Origin of the sequence: Collimonas sp. (genome assembly GCF_035566555.1) — a bacterium.
Classification (GTDB): Bacteria; Pseudomonadota; Gammaproteobacteria; order Burkholderiales; family Burkholderiaceae_D; genus Collimonas.
Map to the genome: position 1 here is coordinate 18,780 of NZ_DATMRB010000168.1, position 15,123 is coordinate 33,902.

The window sequence follows — 15,123 nt, forward strand, 5'->3', positions numbered from 1 at the left end:
TATGGGAACTCACCATCAACAGCCGTTTTACTGGATTGCTTAATGTCTTTATCACAGTCTGCCCCTGCTTTACCCGATCTGCGCCAGACTCAAATTGTCGAATGGCTAACTACGCTCAGCCACATTCCCACCTTGCCCGCGACCTTGCGCCCAGCCTCTGCCGACGCCAGCTTCCGCCGCTATTTCCGCATCGATACGGCTGCCGGCGGCACCCTGATCGTCATGGATGCGCCGCCGCCGCAGGAGGACGTGCGGCCCTTTATCGAGATTGGCGCGCTGTTTGCCGGCATCGGCCTGTCGGTGCCGGCGGTGCTGGCGCAGGACGTCGAACGCGGCTTCCTGCTGCTGTCCGATCTTGGCAGCACCACCTACCTGCAGCAGCTCAACAACGATAGCAGCATTGAAAATGCGCACAAGCTGTACATGGACGCCATCGACGCCTTGGTATTGCTGCAAACCAAGAGTCAGCCGGATGTGTTGCCGGAATACGACCGCGCCTTCCTGTTGCGAGAATTGCAAATATTTCCAGAGTGGTATATCGGCAAGCACCTGAAAGCCACCCTCAGCGACCAGCAAAGCGCCGATCTCGACAAGGTGTTCGACGCCATCCTCGCCAACAACCTGGCGCAACCGCAGGTATTCATCCATCGCGACTACCATTCGCGCAACCTGATGGTGCTGGCCGACGGCAATCCCGGCGTGCTGGATTTCCAGGGCGCGCTATACGGCCCGATCAGCTACGACATCGTCTCGCTGCTGCGCGATGTCTACATCCAGTGGGATGAAGCCCAGGTGCTCGACTGGCTGATCCGCTACTGGGAACGGGCCAAGCGCGCCGGCCTGCCGGTGGCGCCGGACATCGACAGCTTCTACCGCGATTTCGAATACATGGGCCTGCAGCGCCACCTGAAAGTCCTCGGCCTGTTCGCGCGCCTGTATCACCGCGACGGCAAGGAAGCCTACCTCAAGGATATCCCGCTGGTCATGGATTACGTCCGCAAGACGGCCCTGCGCTACCGCGAACTGATACCGCTGGTGCGCATGCTGGACAAGCTGGAAGACAAGACGGTGCAAGTTGGCTACACATTCTAAAAGCAGCACAAACAAAACACCCATGAAAGCAATGATATTTGCAGCCGGTCGCGGCGAGCGCATGCGTCCGCTGACCGACACCATTCCCAAGCCCTTGCTCAAGGTCCGCGGCCGACCGCTGATCGTCTGGCATATCCTCAACCTGGTGCGCGCCGGCATCAGCGACATCGTCATCAACCACGCCCATCTGGGAAACCTGATTGAAGAGACGCTGGGCGACGGCAGCAAATACGGCGCCGCCATCCGCTATTCGGCGGAAAGCGTGGCGCTGGAAACCGCCGGCGGCATCGCTAATGCCCGCCATCTGCTGGGCGAAGATCCGTTCGTGGCGATTGCCGGCGATGTCTACTGCCCGCATTTCGATTTCGAACAGGTCAAGCATACGCTGGAAGACAAGGACCTGTGGGGCCAGCCCTACCCGCTCGACAAGCGCGACATGGCCTGGCTGTACCTGGTGAAGAATCCGCCGCACCATCCGCAAGGCGACTTCGGCCTGCACAGCTTTTCAGTCAGCAACGAGGGCGAAGCCGGCCATACCTATACCTACTCGGGCATCGGCGTTTACCGCCCCGAGATGTTCGATGCCGTCAGCCCCGGCCAGCCGGAAAAGCTGGTCACCCTGATGCGCGAATACGCAGCGCGCGGCCAGCTCGGCGGCGAGGTGTACCGCGGCGCCTGGACCGACGTCGGCACCATCGAACGCCTGGATCAACTCAACGCGCCGCTTTGAAGCGACACACGACAAACTGTTACGAAAGACCGCCAGCATGACTCCTTACAGCACACGCCGCAGCAAACTGATCGCGCAAATGCAGGCCATGGGTGGCGGCGTCGCCATCATCTCGACGGCGCCGGAAGCGGCGCGCAACGCCGATTCCGATTTCCCCTATCGCCACGACAGCAGCTTCTACTATCTGTCCGGCTTTACCGAACCGGACGCCGTGATCGTGCTGGTCGCCAGCAAGGATCCCAAGGCGATTTTGTTCTGCCGCGAGAAAAACCTGGAACGGGAAATCTGGGACGGCTTCCGTTTCGGCCCGGCTGCCGCCCGTGAACAATTGGGTTTCGACGCCGCCTTTGCGATCGACGAGATCGACAGCGAAATGCCGAAACTGCTGGCCGACGCGCCGGCGATTTTTTACACCTTGGGCAAGCAGGCCAACCGCGACAGCCAGCTGCAAGGCTGGCTAGGCAAGCTGGCCGGCCAGGCCCGCGTCGGCATCAGCGCGCCGGCCACCATCCATGGCCTGGATCCGCTGCTGGCCGAAATGCGGCTGTTCAAGGATGCCTCGGAACACGCCATCATGCAGCGCTCCGGCCAGATTGCCGCCGGCGCCCATCGCCGCGCCATGCGCATGGCGCGGCCCGGTCTGCGCGAATACCATCTGGAAGCGGAAATCCTGCATGAATTCCGCAGCAACGGCGCCGAATCGCCGGCTTATACATCGATCGTCGCTGCCGGCGCCAATGCCTGCGTGCTGCACTACCGCGCCGGCAATACCGAACTGAAAGACGGCGACCTGGTGCTGATCGACGCCGGCTGCGAATTCGAAAGCTACGCCTCCGACATTACCCGCACCTTCCCTGCCAACGGTATCTTCTCGGGTCCGCAAAAGGCCTTGTACGAAATCGTGCTGGCGGCGCAGCACGCGGCGATTGCCGCCACCCGTCCCGGGCAGCGTTTCATCGCCGGCCACAACGCTGCCCTGCGCGTGCTGGCGCAAGGCATGCTCGATACCGGCCTGCTGCTCAAGGACAAGGTCGGCAGCCTCGACGACGTCATCGCCAACGGCGACTACCGCCAGTTCTACATGCACAGCACCGGCCACTGGATCGGCCTCGACGTGCATGACGCCGGCGCCTACCGCGAACCGGGCGAAGCCGCGCCGGAAGGTGAACAGAAGCCATGGCGCAAGCTGCAGCCGGGCATGGTCACCACGGTCGAACCCGGTATCTACGTGCGGCCGGCGGAAGGCGTGCCTGAGCAGTTCTGGCATATCGGCATCCGCATCGAAGACGATATCCTGGTGACTGCCGACGGCAATATCAACCTGACGCGCGATGTGCCGACCGCGGTGGCCGAGATCGAAGCCCTGATGCGCAAGTGACGCCACGCCTGCCAGCACACTGCAATGCGCTGCAGGCGCTGTTATCATGACGGCTATGACTAATGCCACCATCGCTGCCACACCCACCATCGTCGTCTTCGATCTCGGCGGCGTCCTATTCGACTGGAACCCGGACTACCTGTTTCGCAAGCTGATCGCCGATGAAACGGAGCGCAAGTGGTTCCTCGCGAATGTCTGCAACGGCGCATGGAATATCCAGCAGGACGGCGGCCGCTCGCTGGCTGAAGCCACCGCCAGCCTGAGCGCGCTGCATCCGCAACATGCACCGCTGATTGCCGCCTTTTATGCCCGCTGGACGGAAATGCTGGGCGGCACGCTAGCGCCCGGCGTGGCGATTTTCGAGGCGCTGGAAGCCGGCGGCGTGCCCTTGTACGCCTTGACCAACTGGTCGGCCGAAACCTTTCCTTACGCCCGCAGCAACGCCCCCTACCAGCCGGTCTTGCAGCGCTTCAAGGACATTCTCGTGTCGGGTGAAGAAAAACTGATCAAGCCGGATCCGCGCATCTATCAGCGCATGCTGGAACGCATACGTACGCACCATCCCGGCGCTCAGCCGGAACATCTGATCTTCATCGACGACGTCGAACGCAACGTGCTGGCCGCACGCGCACTCGGCTGGCGCGCCATCCATCACAGCGACCCGGCGGCAACTGCCGCGCAATTGCGTGACTGGGGTTTGCCGCTATGAACGACAACAGCAAACCGTCAAGCGAGACCGATGCCGACATCGCCATCTGCGGCGCCGGCCCGGTCGGCCTGAGCCTGGCCGCGCTGCTGGTAAAGCGCGGGATCCCGGCGGCGCGCATCGCCCTGATCGACGCCAAGACAGTCGCATCGGCACGGCAGGATCCGCGCTCTCTGGCGCTGTCTTATGGCAGCAGCCAGATCCTGCAGGACATCGGCGCCTGGCCGCTGGCCGCCACCGCCATCCATCAGATCCACGTCTCGCGCCGCGGCCACTTCGGCCGTACCCTGATTCAGCGCGACGAGTTCCAGCTGCCCGCACTGGGTTATGTCACGCGCTACGGCACACTGGTGACAGCGCTGGCCGCGCTGCCCGGCCTGCGCGACGTGCAGCTGCTGCGACCGCTGCAGGTGACTGCCAGCAGCGAACAGGAAGATAACGTCGAACTGCAGTTGTCAGACGGCCGCACCCTGCGCACGACATTACTGGTGCAGGCCGAAGGCGGCCTGTTCGGCGCGCAAAGCGACAAAGCGCTGCAGCGCGACTATCGGCAGGTCGGCATCGTCGCTCATGTTCAGGCCAGCGCGCCGATTGCGCAGCGCGCCTTTGAACGCTTCACCGACCAGGGGCCGCTGGCGCTGCTGCCGCAGGACGATGGCCACGGCAACAACTATGCCTTGGTCTGGTGCGTGCGCCCCGCTACCGCCAAAGATTTGCTGGCGTTGGACGATGCCGCTTTCCTGGAGGCGCTGATGCAGGCCTTTGGCGGCCGCCTGGGACGCTTCACCAAGACGACGGCGCGCAACAGCTTCCCGCTCGGCCTGAATGCCCGCCCCGCTGCCTCGGCCAGGACGGTAGCGATCGGCAACGCCGCGCAGACCTTGCACCCGGTGGCTGGCCAGGGCCTCAACCTGGGACTGCGCGACGCCACGGTGCTGGCGCGCATGCTGGCGGCCGAGCTGTCGTCGGCAACGCTGCTACAGTTCGCCGCCGCCCGGCAAGCCGACCGCAGCGTCACGATCCACCTGACCGACGTCATGGCGCGGATTTTTGCCAGCGCGCCTGATGGCGCCCTGTCCCAAACCCTGCTCGGCCTGTCGTTGGGACTGGTCGACGTGATCAAACCGGCGCGGCGCATGCTGGCGCAGCAAATGATGTTCGGCCGCCGCTGATCACTGCTTGCAATTTCATCGTTCAACATAAAAAAAGCCGCGCCGGTGTTATCCGGCGCGGCTTTTTAGCTAGAGCGGCAGGGCTTACTCGACCGCCTTCACCATATCTTCAATCACCTTCTTGGCATCGCCGAACACCATCATGGTCTTGTCCATGTAGAACAGCTCATTGTCGAGCCCGGCGTAACCGGCGGCCATCGAGCGCTTGTTGACGATCACGGTCTTGGCTTTATAGACTTCCAGGATAGGCATGCCGGCGATCGAGGACTTCGGATCCTTGGCGGCCGGATTGACGACGTCGTTGGCGCCCAGCACCAGCACCACGTCGGCCTGGGCAAATTCACCGTTGATGTCTTCCATCTCGAACACCTGGTCGTACGGCACTTCGGCTTCCGCCAGCAGCACGTTCATGTGGCCGGGCATGCGCCCTGCCACCGGGTGGATCGCATACTTGACGATCACGCCCTTGTGCGTCAGCTTCTCGGTCAGCTCTTTCAAAGCGTGCTGGGCGCGCGCCACCGCCAGGCCGTAACCCGGCACGATGATAACGGTCTCGGCATTGCCCATCAGGAAAGCGGCGTCGTCGGCAGAGCCGGATTTCACCGGCCGCTGCTGTTGCGCCGCCCCGCCGGTGGCCGCCGCGGCATCGCCGCCGAAACCGCCCAGGATGACGTTGAAGAAGGAGCGGTTCATCGCCTTGCACATGATGTAGGACAGGATCGCACCGCTGGAGCCGACCAGCGAACCGGCAATGATCAGCATCGAATTGTTCAGCGAAAAGCCGATGCCGGCAGCCGCCCAGCCCGAGTAGCTGTTGAGCATCGACACCACCACCGGCATGTCGGCGCCGCCGATCGGGATGATGATCAGCACGCCGAGGATGAAGGCGATCAGCGCCATCAGGATGAACGGCAGCCAGGCTTGCGTCAGCACGAAAATGATGCCGAGGCCGACCATCGCCACCGCCAGCAGCAGGTTGATGAAATGCTGGCCGCGGAAACTCACCGGCGCGCCCTGGAACAGGCGGAATTTATACTTGCCCGACAGCTTGCCGAAGGCGATCACCGAACCCGAGAAGGTGATCGCGCCGACGAAGGTGCCGATGAACAGTTCGATGCGGTTGCCAACCGGCAGCGCCTCGCCGTGCGCCGCAATGCCGAAAGCCCAAGGCTCCGACACCGCCGCCACCGCGATACAGACCGCCGCCAGGCCGATCAGCGAGTGCATCGCCGCCACCAGCTCAGGCATCTTGGTCATCTCGACGCGCTTGGCCAGCATCGCACCGATGCCGCCGCCGACGATCACGCCGCCTGCCACCAGCCAGAACCCCAGGCCGGCGCCCTGCGACTCCGCCTTCAGCTTGACGATCAGCGCAATCGTGGTCACCACAGCGATGCCCATGCCGGCCATGCCGAAGGCATTGCCGCGCCGCGCCGAAGAAGGATGCGACAAACCCTTGAGCGCCTGGATGAAGCAGACCGAGGCGATCAGGTACAACAAGGTCACCAGGTTCATGCTCATTGTGCTGCTCCCTCTTTCGCCGCAGGCTTGGCCTTCGGTTCTTTTTTCTTGAACATTTCCAGCATGCGCTGGGTCACCAGGAAGCCGCCGAACACATTGACTGCCGCCAGCGCCACCGCCAGCGTGCCGGCGATCTGGCCGACGATGCCCTCGGTCAGGCCGGCCGCCAGCATGGCGCCGATGATGATGATGGCGGAGATGGCGTTGGTGACCGCCATCAGCGGCGTATGCAAGGCCGGCGTAACGGTCCAGACCACGTGGTAGCCGACGTAGATCGCCAGTACGAAGATGATCAGGTTAGTGATGGTGTGCGTGACTTCCATGGTTTCCCCTTGATAGAAGGACTGCGCTGCTGACTGGCGCAACTGAACTGCGAGCCGGCCTAGATCTTCTTCAGGCCGGTAATCTTGTTGTTGTCGTCGACAAACACCACTTTCGGCACATAGCTGCGCGCTTCTTCGTCGGAAAGTGGAGCATAGGTACAGATGATCAGCAGATCGCCCAGGTGGGCGCAGCGAGCGGCGGCGCCGTTCAGCGAAATCTCGCCGCTGCCGCGCTTGCCGCGGATGGCGTAGGTCGAAAAGCGCTGGCCGTTGTTGACGTTGTACAGTTCGATCTTTTCAAATTCGCGGATGTCGGCGGCTTCCAGCAGATCTTCATCGATCCCGCAAGAACCTTCGTAGTGCAGGTCGGCTTGGGTAACGGTGGCGCGATGAATCTTTGCGCGCAGCATGATGCGTTGCATAGTTATTTCTCCAGTTTACAAGACCGCCGGCCGCAGCCGGGGACCTTTTTACAGCTATTGATTAAAACGGTAGTACGTTCAAACGAGATTGTTCAAGATACTTGCCTGCTTGCCTTACTTGCGCAGTACCTCGCCGGCACTGCACAGCAAAGTGGCCGCCACTATATCGTCTTCACGATTAATCACAAGGCCGCCTTCAGCATTGATGATCAATTTGAGGAAATCCAGCAGATTGCGCGCATACAGAGCCGAAGCATCGGCCGCCACCAGCGCCGCCAGGTTGCCTTCGCCGATGATGTGCACACCGTGCCTGATGACGGTCTTGCCGCTTTCCGACAAAGGACAGTTGCCGCCCTGGTCGACCGCCATGTCGAGGATCACCGAGCCCGGCTTCATCGCCTTGACTGTCTCTTCACTGATTAATACAGGCGCCTTGCGGCCCGGGATCAGGGCCGTGGTGATGATGATGTCTGCCTGCTTGGCGCGCTCGTGCACCAGTTCTGCCTGGCGCCGCATCCAGTCGGCCGGCATCGGCCGCGCATAGCCGCCGACGCCCTGGGCGATTTCCTTTTCTTCATCGGTGATGAAGGGTACGTCGAGGAATTTGGCGCCGAGCGACTCGATCTGCTCTTTTACAGCGGGCCGGACATCGGAAGCTTCGATCACCGCACCCAGCCGCTTGGCGGTGGCGATCGCCTGCAATCCGGCGACGCCGGCGCCCATGATCAGCATGCGCGCCGCCTTGACGGTGCCGGCAGCGGTCATCAGCATCGGCATGAAGCGCTGGTAGGTATTGGCCGCCATCAGCACCGCCTTGTAGCCGGCGATGTTGGCTTGCGATGACAGCACGTCCATCGACTGCGCGCGCGAAGTACGCGGCGCGGCTTCCAATGAAAACGCCGTCAGGCCATGGCTTGCCATAACAGCAATATTGTCGGCATCAAAAGGGTTCAGCATGCCGACCACCACCGTACCGCTTTTCAGCAAGGGCAGTTCGTCGGCGCTGGGAGCACGTACTTTCAGCACGGTTTCCATGCCGAAGGCGGCGGCGGCGTCCACCACTTCAGCGCCGGCGGCGGCGTAAGCCTCATCCGTGATGCTGGAAGAAATGCCTGCGCCGGACTGCACCTGGACCTGGTGTTTGGCCGCTACCAGCTTCTTGACCGTCTCTGGAGTCGCGGCTACCCGGGTTTCACCCGGCCGCGTCTCGGCGGGGATGCCGATTTTCATGTACTTCTCCCACTATGTTAAGAATTCTGTCGATTTGTCGAGGATTTGGCCTGGCAATCCCCGCAAACAGGGCGGCGACAGAGCAATCTGCCGCGCCTTCACGGCGCAGGCGCTGTCCCGCGATTAGCTGCATGGAATATTACACGGAAAAATTGCGGCCAAACAACCTGAGTCTTGATGTAGGTTATTTATCCTAAAATTAGCTGCATTGTTGCAACTATGGCTAGTGTCGTGTCCTGCCTCATCTGTCGGTATATCGCGCCGGCCTTGCCCCGTAGCGCTAGGCGTGCCGAGGAGACATAGCGGGGCTATGGCGACGAGGCGCAACGACGCGATACGGGTCAAGGACCAGCGAGATGCCGACAGATGAGGCAGGACACGACACTAGGCGCCCCGGCTAGAATCCGGTTCGCCGGCAGCATCTGGCTATCTATCGCACTCCTGACGTACTTTTCATCGAAAAGCGGCAGGCAAGTTAAAATATCGGATTAACCGAGGAATTTATGACTGACGTTTGGAAACCCTCCGTCACGGTCGCCGCGATCATAGAGCGCGACGGCCGCTTCTTGCTGATAGAAGAAGCCACCAGTGACGGCATCCGCATCAACCAGCCAGCCGGCCATCTCGATCCCAACGAGTCGCTGCTGCAGGCGGTCGCGCGCGAAACGCTGGAAGAAACGGCACACGAATTCACCCCGACCGCGCTGGTCGGCATGTACATGGCGCGTTATGTGTCGGCACGCACCGGCAAAGCGGTCACTTACTTACGTTTCGCTTTCTGCGGCGACCTGGGAGCCCGGCATGACCAGCCGCTGGATCATGGCATCCTGCGCACCCTGTGGCTTTCGCGCGACGAAATGGCCGCCTGCAGCGAGCGCCACCGCAGTCCGCAAGTGCTGCAATGCGTGGACGACTACCTGCGCGGCCAGCGCGCGCCCCTGTCCATGCTGAATACCCATCCCAGCGCCTATGGAGTAGAACATGAGCTCTCCTAAGAAGCGGGTGGTGATCGGCATGTCCGGCGGCGTCGATTCCTCGGTCTCGGCCTGGCTGCTGAAACAGCAAGGCTATGAAGTGATCGGCCTGTTCATGAAGAACTGGGAAGACGACGACGATTCCGAATACTGCTCGACCCGCCAGGACTGGATCGATGCGGTCAGCGTGGCCGATGTCATCGGCGTCGATATCGAAGCGGTGAATTTTGCCGCCGAATACAAGGACCGGGTATTCGCCGAATTCCTGCGCGAATACCAGGCCGGCCGCACGCCGAATCCGGATGTCCTGTGCAACGCCGAAATCAAGTTCAAGGCCTTCCTCGACCACGCCATGAAACTCGGCGCCGACCTGATCGCTACCGGCCACTACGCCCGTGTGCGGCAAGCCGATTCCGGCCGCTTCGAGCTGCTCAAAGCGGTCGACGCCAGCAAGGACCAAAGCTATTTCCTGCACCGGCTGAACCAGTCGCAGCTGTCGCGCACCCTGTTTCCGCTGGGCGAAATCCAGAAGACCGAAGTGCGCAAGATCGCCGAACAGATCCAGCTGCCGAACGCCAAGAAGAAGGATTCCACCGGCATCTGCTTCATCGGCGAACGGCCGTTCCGCGAATTCCTGAACCGTTACCTGTCCTACCAGCCGGGGCCGATGAAAACGCCGGATGGCGATGTAGTGGGCGAGCACGTCGGCCTCAGCTTTTACACGCTGGGGCAGCGCAAGGGTATCGGCCTGGGCGGCATGAAATCGCACAAGAACGCCGGCGGCGACAGCGACCCCTGGTATGTGGCGCGCAAGGATGTGGAGAACAACACTTTGTACATCGTGCAGGGCCACGATCATCCGTGGCTGCTGTCGTCGACGCTGCAGGCCGGCCAGCTCAGCTGGGTCGCCGGCGAAGCGCCGCAAAATGCGCATCTGTCAGCCAAGACGCGTTACCGCCAGGCCGACATGGCTTGTGCGTTTGACAGCCTGCGAGTCGATGCCGGCGAGAATTTCGCGCTGCGCTTCAGCGATCCGCAATGGGCGGTGACGCCTGGCCAGTCTGCCGTGCTGTACGACGGCGATGTCTGCCTTGGCGGCGGCATCATCGAGTCTTCCGGCCTATAAGGCTGAGCACCGTACCGGTTTTACGGCTTGCAGGCGTAAAACCGGGCACTTCCTGCCTGCCGCGCCATCCTGGCGGGGCCTCCGTCCAAAATCATCAGAAACTTTTGCCCAAACACACTTTGTCGTGCATTTGCAACAATAAGTTCCCCAATATTATTGTCAATTATGGAATAGTAAATTTCCAATAAGACTATTTATTGTTGATACTGAAGTCTCTAAACTGAGCTTCATCGATGGGCGCAACACACAAGCAACACTGCATCAGCAACGCAAGTGCGCCGCTCACCGAGGCAGGACCCGACGGGCAACATAGTTATCGCCTGTGCCGCCGAGCCCGGTGCCATCTATCAATCATTGGAGAAAAACATGAATGCCAAACAACTTATCGCTGGTCTCGCCGTTTTAGCCGCTGCCGGCAGCGCTTTTGCAGTTACCCCATACCCACCTGAAACCCCATTCGTCTCTACCAAATCGCGTGCCGACGTCCAGGCTGAAGTCGCGCAAGCGCAAAAAGACGGTACGCTGAACCAGGCGCGCAGCCAGTATCCGACGGTTGCCGCTGCCGGCAAGCCAGTCACCCGCGCTGAAGTTGTGAGCCAGATCAGCAACACCGAGCCATCGGTCTATAACGGCAACTAAGTCGCAACAGCAATTAGCAACTGATGCGACAGTAACTCCTCAGGTTTAAAGAGTTAAGCAAAACGCCAGCAATGCTGGCGTTTTGCTATTATCCGATCATAGTCCCATGGGCCACGTCATAGCGTCGTCAGCGATGCTATGCAGCATCAGTAGATCGCACTAACAGATCGCACTAAGATCATTACTCAGACCTCTTTCCTCGTTACATCATTCCGGGTCACCATGCGGTCAATTACTCCCTCCAAGCCTTACCTTCCAGCCAGCCTGCTGATGACCTGTTCGCTGGCTGTCGTATTAAGCGGCTGTGCCGATTTCTCTGGCATCGATCCGCAATCCAGGCTGGCGGACGGCAGTGCGCTGGCTGCCGGCAGCGCGCTCAGCAATGTCGGCAACGCCGCATGGCCGACCAGCGCCTGGTGGGAAAATTACCGCGATCCGCAACTCAATGCGCTGGTGCAGCAGGCCGTCGCCGACAGCCCCAGCCTGAAAATCGCCCAGGCCCGCATCCGCCAGGCGTCCTCGCTGGCCGGCGTGGCGCGCGCGGCGACGCTGCCGAAGGTCGGCGCCGAGGCCAGCAGCACGCGCGGCCTGTATTCCGAGCAATACATCTTCCCGCCGCCGCTGGGCGGCAGCTGGAACTGGGACAATGAAATCACCGTCAAGGCCAGCTACGACCTCGACCTCTGGGACAAGGACCGCAGCGCGCTGGAATCCGCCCTGGATACAGTCCACGTCAGCGCCGCCGAAGCGCGCAGCGCCCAGCTCAACCTGGAAACGGCGGTAGTGCGCGGCTACCTGCAGCTGGCGACCCAGTTCGCGCTGCGCGACGTCGCCAGCGCGACGCTGGTGCAACAGACCTCGATCGCCAATATCGCCCAACGCAAGCTGAACGCCGGCCTCGGCACCCGCCTGGAAGTCAGCCAGGCTGAAACCGCCTTGCCGGATGCCCGTTCCAATATAGAAAAAATCGACGAAAACATCGCCCTGCTGCGCAACCAGATTGCCGCCCTGAGCGGCAAGGGTCCCGGCAGCGGCGAGACCATCCAGCGGCCAGTCCTGGCCACCGCCCTGATTGCCCCTGCGGACGGCAGCGACAGCAGCGCACAACTGCCGATCGCCCTGCCTGACAACGTTCCGGCGCACCTGGTCGGGCGCCGCCCGGATGTGATCGCACAACGCTGGCGGGTCGAAGCGATGAGCAAGAATATCGACGTCGCCAAGGCCGCCTTCTATCCCGATATCAATATCTCCGCCTTCATCGGCTTGCAGGCGCTCGGCTTCACCAACTTCCTGAGCGCCTCGTCCGGCGTGCGCGGCGCCGGGCCTGCCATTTCGCTGCCGATTTTTGACGGCGGCCGCCTGCGCGCCAATCTCGGCGCCCAGACCGCCGCCCTCGACGGCGCCATCGAGAGCTATAACAGCACGCTGGTGCAAGCCCTGCAAAGCGTGGCCGACCAGATCATCAAGCTGAAATCGGAACAGCAGCAACGCGGCCAGTCGGAACAGGCGCTGGCGCTCTCGAAGAAATCCTACGACCTGGCCAAGCGCGGCTACCAGGCCGGCCTGACCGCCAACATCAACGTCATCCAGACCCAGCTGGTGCTGCTGCAGCAACAGTTGCGGGTGGCGCAGATCCGCGCCGGCTACCTGGATAGCTGGGCCCAGCTGATGCAGGCGCTGGGCGGAGGCCTCGGCGACGACCTGCCGCAGCCCGCCACCGGCGACGACGCCATTGCCGCCGGCAACGCCGGCAAATAAGCGGCCACCGTCATGAGCGAAACCGCAAGCAGCCGCCAGTCCTGGCTACATCACCTGGCGCAGGCCGGCGTCATCTGGGTGGAAAACCACGGCCAGGACCTGCTGCATGTCAGCAAGATTCTGCTGGCGACCTTGCTGGCGCTCGGGCTATCGCTGGTATTCGACCTCGCCAAGCCCGGCACCGCCATGGTCACCGTCATCATCGTGCTGCAGCCGCGCAGCGGCCTGGTGCTGGCGAAAGGCTTTTACCGCTTCATCGGCACCTCGGTAGGGGTGGTCGTGTCGATCATCCTGGCCGCTTCGTTTACCCAGCAACCGGTCCTGTTCCTGGCGGCCGGCGCCTGCTGGCTGGCGTTCTGCACCGCCGGCTCCACCATCTTCCGCAACTTCCAGTCCTACGCCTTCGTGCTGGCCGGCTACACCCTGGTCATCGTCGGCTTGCCGGCAGCTCTGCAGCCGGCCCAGGCTTTCGACATCGCCATGACGCGCCTGAGCGAAGTAATGCTGGGCCTGCTGTGCGCCGGCGTGGTCAGCGACGTGCTGTTTCCCCAGCATTTGTCGGAGGTCTTGCTGCTGACAGTGCGCAAACGCTTTGCCGATTTCAAGAAATTCATTGCGCTGGACGACAGCGCCGCAGTTTCGCGGCCGGCGCGCGAACGCATGGTGCTGCGCTTCATCGGCGAAGTGATTTCGCTGGAAGCGCTGCGCACCTCGTCGGTATTTGAAAGCGCCGCCGGCCATTTGCAAAGCCTGCAGCTACGCCAGCTGAACAATGCCTTCATGACCGCATCCACTACCTTCCACTCGCTCGACCAGCTGTTCGGCCGCCTGCAGGCCGGCGGCAAGCGCAGCACGCTGGATGCCTTGATGATGGAATACCGGGCGATTGCGCGCGCCCTCTCCAGCACGGACCGGACGCAGTTGAAGCAGGTCCGCAACGGCATTCCCGAGCGCCTGGCCGCCCTGCGCCGCGGCCTCGCCGCCAGCAGCCTCGACAGCGACGGCAGCCACCTGCTGGATTTCGATTCCGCCACCGAACTGCTGGCCAGGTTCGCCGATGAACTGGTGATCTACGCCAGAATCCATGCGGTCGTGATCCAGGCCGAGATGCATATGGCGGACGACGTCCAGCTGCCCGCGCATTATGTCGCGCGCACCGATCCGACCCTGATCGTCACCTCGGCGCTGCGGGCGGCCATCGGCTTCATCCTTTCTGCCTGGTTCTGGATACAGACCGGCTGGGTTTCCGGCACCGATGCGGTGGTGATGGCGACCGTGGTGAGCGCCCTGTTTGCGGCAGCTCCCTCGCCCATCAAAGTGGTGCGCCAGTTCATGATCGGCGGTGCACTGGGCGGTTTTTTCGGCTTCCTGTCGGCCTATTATCTGCAATCGCAGGCCGAGAATTTCACCATGCTGTGCATCGCGCTGGCCCCCTTCATCCTGATCGGCGCCTGGCTCACCACCACCAGGAAATACTCAGGCATCGGCACCGGCATCCTGCTGTTTTTCTTTTCCTATGCCAGCATCGGCAGCAACTACCAGTTCGACATGCTGGAACTGCTCAACGGCATGGCCGGCGGCCTGTTCGGTGTCGCCATCGCTTCCGCGATGTACCAGATCATCGATCCTTCCGACAGCCGCTGGATCAAGCGCCGCCTGGCGCGCGCCCTGCGCAACCAGGTAGTGGAAGCCTGCGGCCGGCCGCTGCCGGGACTGGCCGGGCGCTTTGAAAGCGGCACCCGCGATCTGCTGTCGCGTTTTGCCATCACCCATTCGCTGGATGACGAAGACGACCGCGCCATCATGACATGGCTCTTGTCGGTGCTGGAAATCGGCCGTGCCGTGATCCAGCTGCGGCAAGAGACCTTGAGCATAGTCGAGCCGCAAGTGCACGCCAGGATCGACGACGCCATACGCAGCATCGCACGCCTGTTTGCGCGTCCCAGCCAGGGCCGCCTGCGGCTGGCGCTGGATGGCGTGCTGGCGGCAATCGCCGTGTGCGGCGACATGCCGGCGGTGCTGGCCAACCTGCACCTGATGCGCGGCGCCATG

14 protein-coding genes are annotated in these 15,123 nt (G+C 62.2%); 10 read left to right on the plus strand and 4 right to left on the minus strand.

From position 1 onward, the window contains the following. The first annotated feature begins 42 nt into the window (after window positions 1–42). From VNZ65_RS20895 to VNZ65_RS20915, 5 genes are read left to right on the plus strand one after another with little or no spacing between them, the layout of a single operon-like run. The gene (locus VNZ65_RS20895) at window positions 43–1,092 is read left to right on the plus strand and encodes an aminoglycoside phosphotransferase family protein (RefSeq protein WP_325672471.1); all 1,050 of its coding nucleotides are present in this window, start codon (window positions 43–45) and stop codon (window positions 1,090–1,092) included. Window positions 1,093–1,114: 22 nt separating this feature from the next. Then, window positions 1,115–1,822 (plus strand): N-acetylmuramate alpha-1-phosphate uridylyltransferase MurU, encoded by a 708-nt coding sequence (murU, locus tag VNZ65_RS20900; protein ID WP_325672473.1) that lies wholly within the window; start codon window positions 1,115–1,117, stop codon window positions 1,820–1,822. Between the two features lie 37 nt (window positions 1,823–1,859). Next, window positions 1,860–3,200: an aminopeptidase P N-terminal domain-containing protein gene (locus tag VNZ65_RS20905; protein WP_325672475.1), complete on the plus strand. Its 1,341-nt coding sequence runs from the start codon at window positions 1,860–1,862 to the stop codon at window positions 3,198–3,200. 55 nt (window positions 3,201–3,255) lie between these two features. After that, window positions 3,256–3,909 carry an HAD family hydrolase gene (locus VNZ65_RS20910; RefSeq protein ID WP_414649191.1) on the plus strand — a complete coding sequence of 218 codons (654 nt, stop codon included), beginning with the start codon at window positions 3,256–3,258 and terminating at the stop codon, window positions 3,907–3,909. Then, a complete protein-coding gene (locus tag VNZ65_RS20915) occupies window positions 3,906–5,078 on the plus strand; it encodes an FAD-dependent monooxygenase (RefSeq protein ID WP_325672479.1) in 1,173 nt (390 codons plus the stop codon). The genes VNZ65_RS20910 and VNZ65_RS20915 overlap by 4 nt, the downstream gene beginning before the upstream one ends. A gap of 84 nt (window positions 5,079–5,162) precedes the next feature. Here the strand turns inward: VNZ65_RS20915 and VNZ65_RS20920 are convergent, their stop codons facing one another. From VNZ65_RS20920 to VNZ65_RS20935, 4 genes are all read right to left on the minus strand, one after another. Beyond that, on the minus strand, window positions 5,163–6,599 hold the full coding sequence (locus VNZ65_RS20920; protein WP_325672481.1) for an NAD(P)(+) transhydrogenase (Re/Si-specific) subunit beta: 1,437 nt from the start codon (window positions 6,597–6,599) through the stop codon (window positions 5,163–5,165). Continuing rightward, window positions 6,596–6,922, minus strand: coding sequence for an NAD(P) transhydrogenase subunit alpha (locus VNZ65_RS20925; protein WP_061943448.1), 327 nt, complete (start codon window positions 6,920–6,922; stop codon window positions 6,596–6,598). The genes VNZ65_RS20920 and VNZ65_RS20925 overlap by 4 nt, the downstream gene beginning before the upstream one ends. A 59-nt stretch (window positions 6,923–6,981) precedes the next feature. After that, window positions 6,982–7,344, minus strand: a complete 363-nt coding sequence (gene panD, locus VNZ65_RS20930; protein ID WP_061534353.1) for an aspartate 1-decarboxylase — start codon at window positions 7,342–7,344, stop codon at window positions 6,982–6,984. A gap of 114 nt (window positions 7,345–7,458) precedes the next feature. Further along, window positions 7,459–8,574: a Re/Si-specific NAD(P)(+) transhydrogenase subunit alpha gene (locus VNZ65_RS20935; protein ID WP_325672485.1), complete on the minus strand. Its 1,116-nt coding sequence runs from the start codon at window positions 8,572–8,574 to the stop codon at window positions 7,459–7,461. A gap of 503 nt (window positions 8,575–9,077) precedes the next feature. On the opposite strand from VNZ65_RS20935, the gene VNZ65_RS20940 reads away from it, so the two are divergent. From VNZ65_RS20940 to VNZ65_RS20960, 5 genes are all read left to right on the plus strand, one after another. Continuing rightward, window positions 9,078–9,569 carry an NUDIX hydrolase gene (locus VNZ65_RS20940; protein WP_325672487.1) on the plus strand — a complete coding sequence of 164 codons (492 nt, stop codon included), beginning with the start codon at window positions 9,078–9,080 and terminating at the stop codon, window positions 9,567–9,569. Further along, window positions 9,556–10,674, plus strand: a complete 1,119-nt coding sequence (mnmA, locus tag VNZ65_RS20945) for a tRNA 2-thiouridine(34) synthase MnmA (RefSeq protein WP_168231830.1) — start codon at window positions 9,556–9,558, stop codon at window positions 10,672–10,674. The genes VNZ65_RS20940 and mnmA overlap by 14 nt, the downstream gene beginning before the upstream one ends. A 366-nt stretch (window positions 10,675–11,040) precedes the next feature. Then, window positions 11,041–11,313: a DUF4148 domain-containing protein gene (locus VNZ65_RS20950; RefSeq protein ID WP_325672490.1), complete on the plus strand. Its 273-nt coding sequence runs from the start codon at window positions 11,041–11,043 to the stop codon at window positions 11,311–11,313. Window positions 11,314–11,535: 222 nt separating this feature from the next. Then, complete coding sequence (locus VNZ65_RS20955; protein WP_325672493.1) at window positions 11,536–13,071, plus strand: efflux transporter outer membrane subunit; 1,536 nt, start codon at window positions 11,536–11,538, stop codon at window positions 13,069–13,071. A gap of 12 nt (window positions 13,072–13,083) precedes the next feature. Further along, on the plus strand, window positions 13,084–15,123 hold a 2,040-nt coding region (locus VNZ65_RS20960; RefSeq protein ID WP_325672495.1), incomplete at its 3' end, for an FUSC family protein.

Excerpts from the sequence above, each read along its gene's own strand:
- VNZ65_RS20920 (WP_325672481.1), bottom strand. The coding sequence starts at position 6,599 with ATGAGCATGAACCTGGTGACCTTGTTGTACCTGATCGCCTCGGTCTGC.
- VNZ65_RS20940 (WP_325672487.1), top strand. The coding sequence starts at position 9,078 with ATGACTGACGTTTGGAAACCCTCCGTCACGGTCGCCGCGATCATAGAG.
- VNZ65_RS20935 (WP_325672485.1), bottom strand. The coding sequence starts at position 8,574 with ATGAAAATCGGCATCCCCGCCGAGACGCGGCCGGGTGAAACCCGGGTA.
- VNZ65_RS20955 (WP_325672493.1), top strand. The coding sequence starts at position 11,536 with ATGCGGTCAATTACTCCCTCCAAGCCTTACCTTCCAGCCAGCCTGCTG.
- murU (WP_325672473.1), top strand. The coding sequence starts at position 1,115 with ATGAAAGCAATGATATTTGCAGCCGGTCGCGGCGAGCGCATGCGTCCG.
- VNZ65_RS20895 (WP_325672471.1), top strand. The coding sequence starts at position 43 with ATGTCTTTATCACAGTCTGCCCCTGCTTTACCCGATCTGCGCCAGACT.
- VNZ65_RS20950 (WP_325672490.1), top strand. The coding sequence starts at position 11,041 with ATGAATGCCAAACAACTTATCGCTGGTCTCGCCGTTTTAGCCGCTGCC.
- VNZ65_RS20915 (WP_325672479.1), top strand. The coding sequence starts at position 3,906 with ATGAACGACAACAGCAAACCGTCAAGCGAGACCGATGCCGACATCGCC.
- mnmA (WP_168231830.1), top strand. The coding sequence starts at position 9,556 with ATGAGCTCTCCTAAGAAGCGGGTGGTGATCGGCATGTCCGGCGGCGTC.
- VNZ65_RS20905 (WP_325672475.1), top strand. The coding sequence starts at position 1,860 with ATGACTCCTTACAGCACACGCCGCAGCAAACTGATCGCGCAAATGCAG.
- panD (WP_061534353.1), bottom strand. The coding sequence starts at position 7,344 with ATGCAACGCATCATGCTGCGCGCAAAGATTCATCGCGCCACCGTTACC.
- VNZ65_RS20910 (WP_414649191.1), top strand. The coding sequence starts at position 3,256 with ATGACTAATGCCACCATCGCTGCCACACCCACCATCGTCGTCTTCGAT.
- VNZ65_RS20925 (WP_061943448.1), bottom strand. The coding sequence starts at position 6,922 with ATGGAAGTCACGCACACCATCACTAACCTGATCATCTTCGTACTGGCG.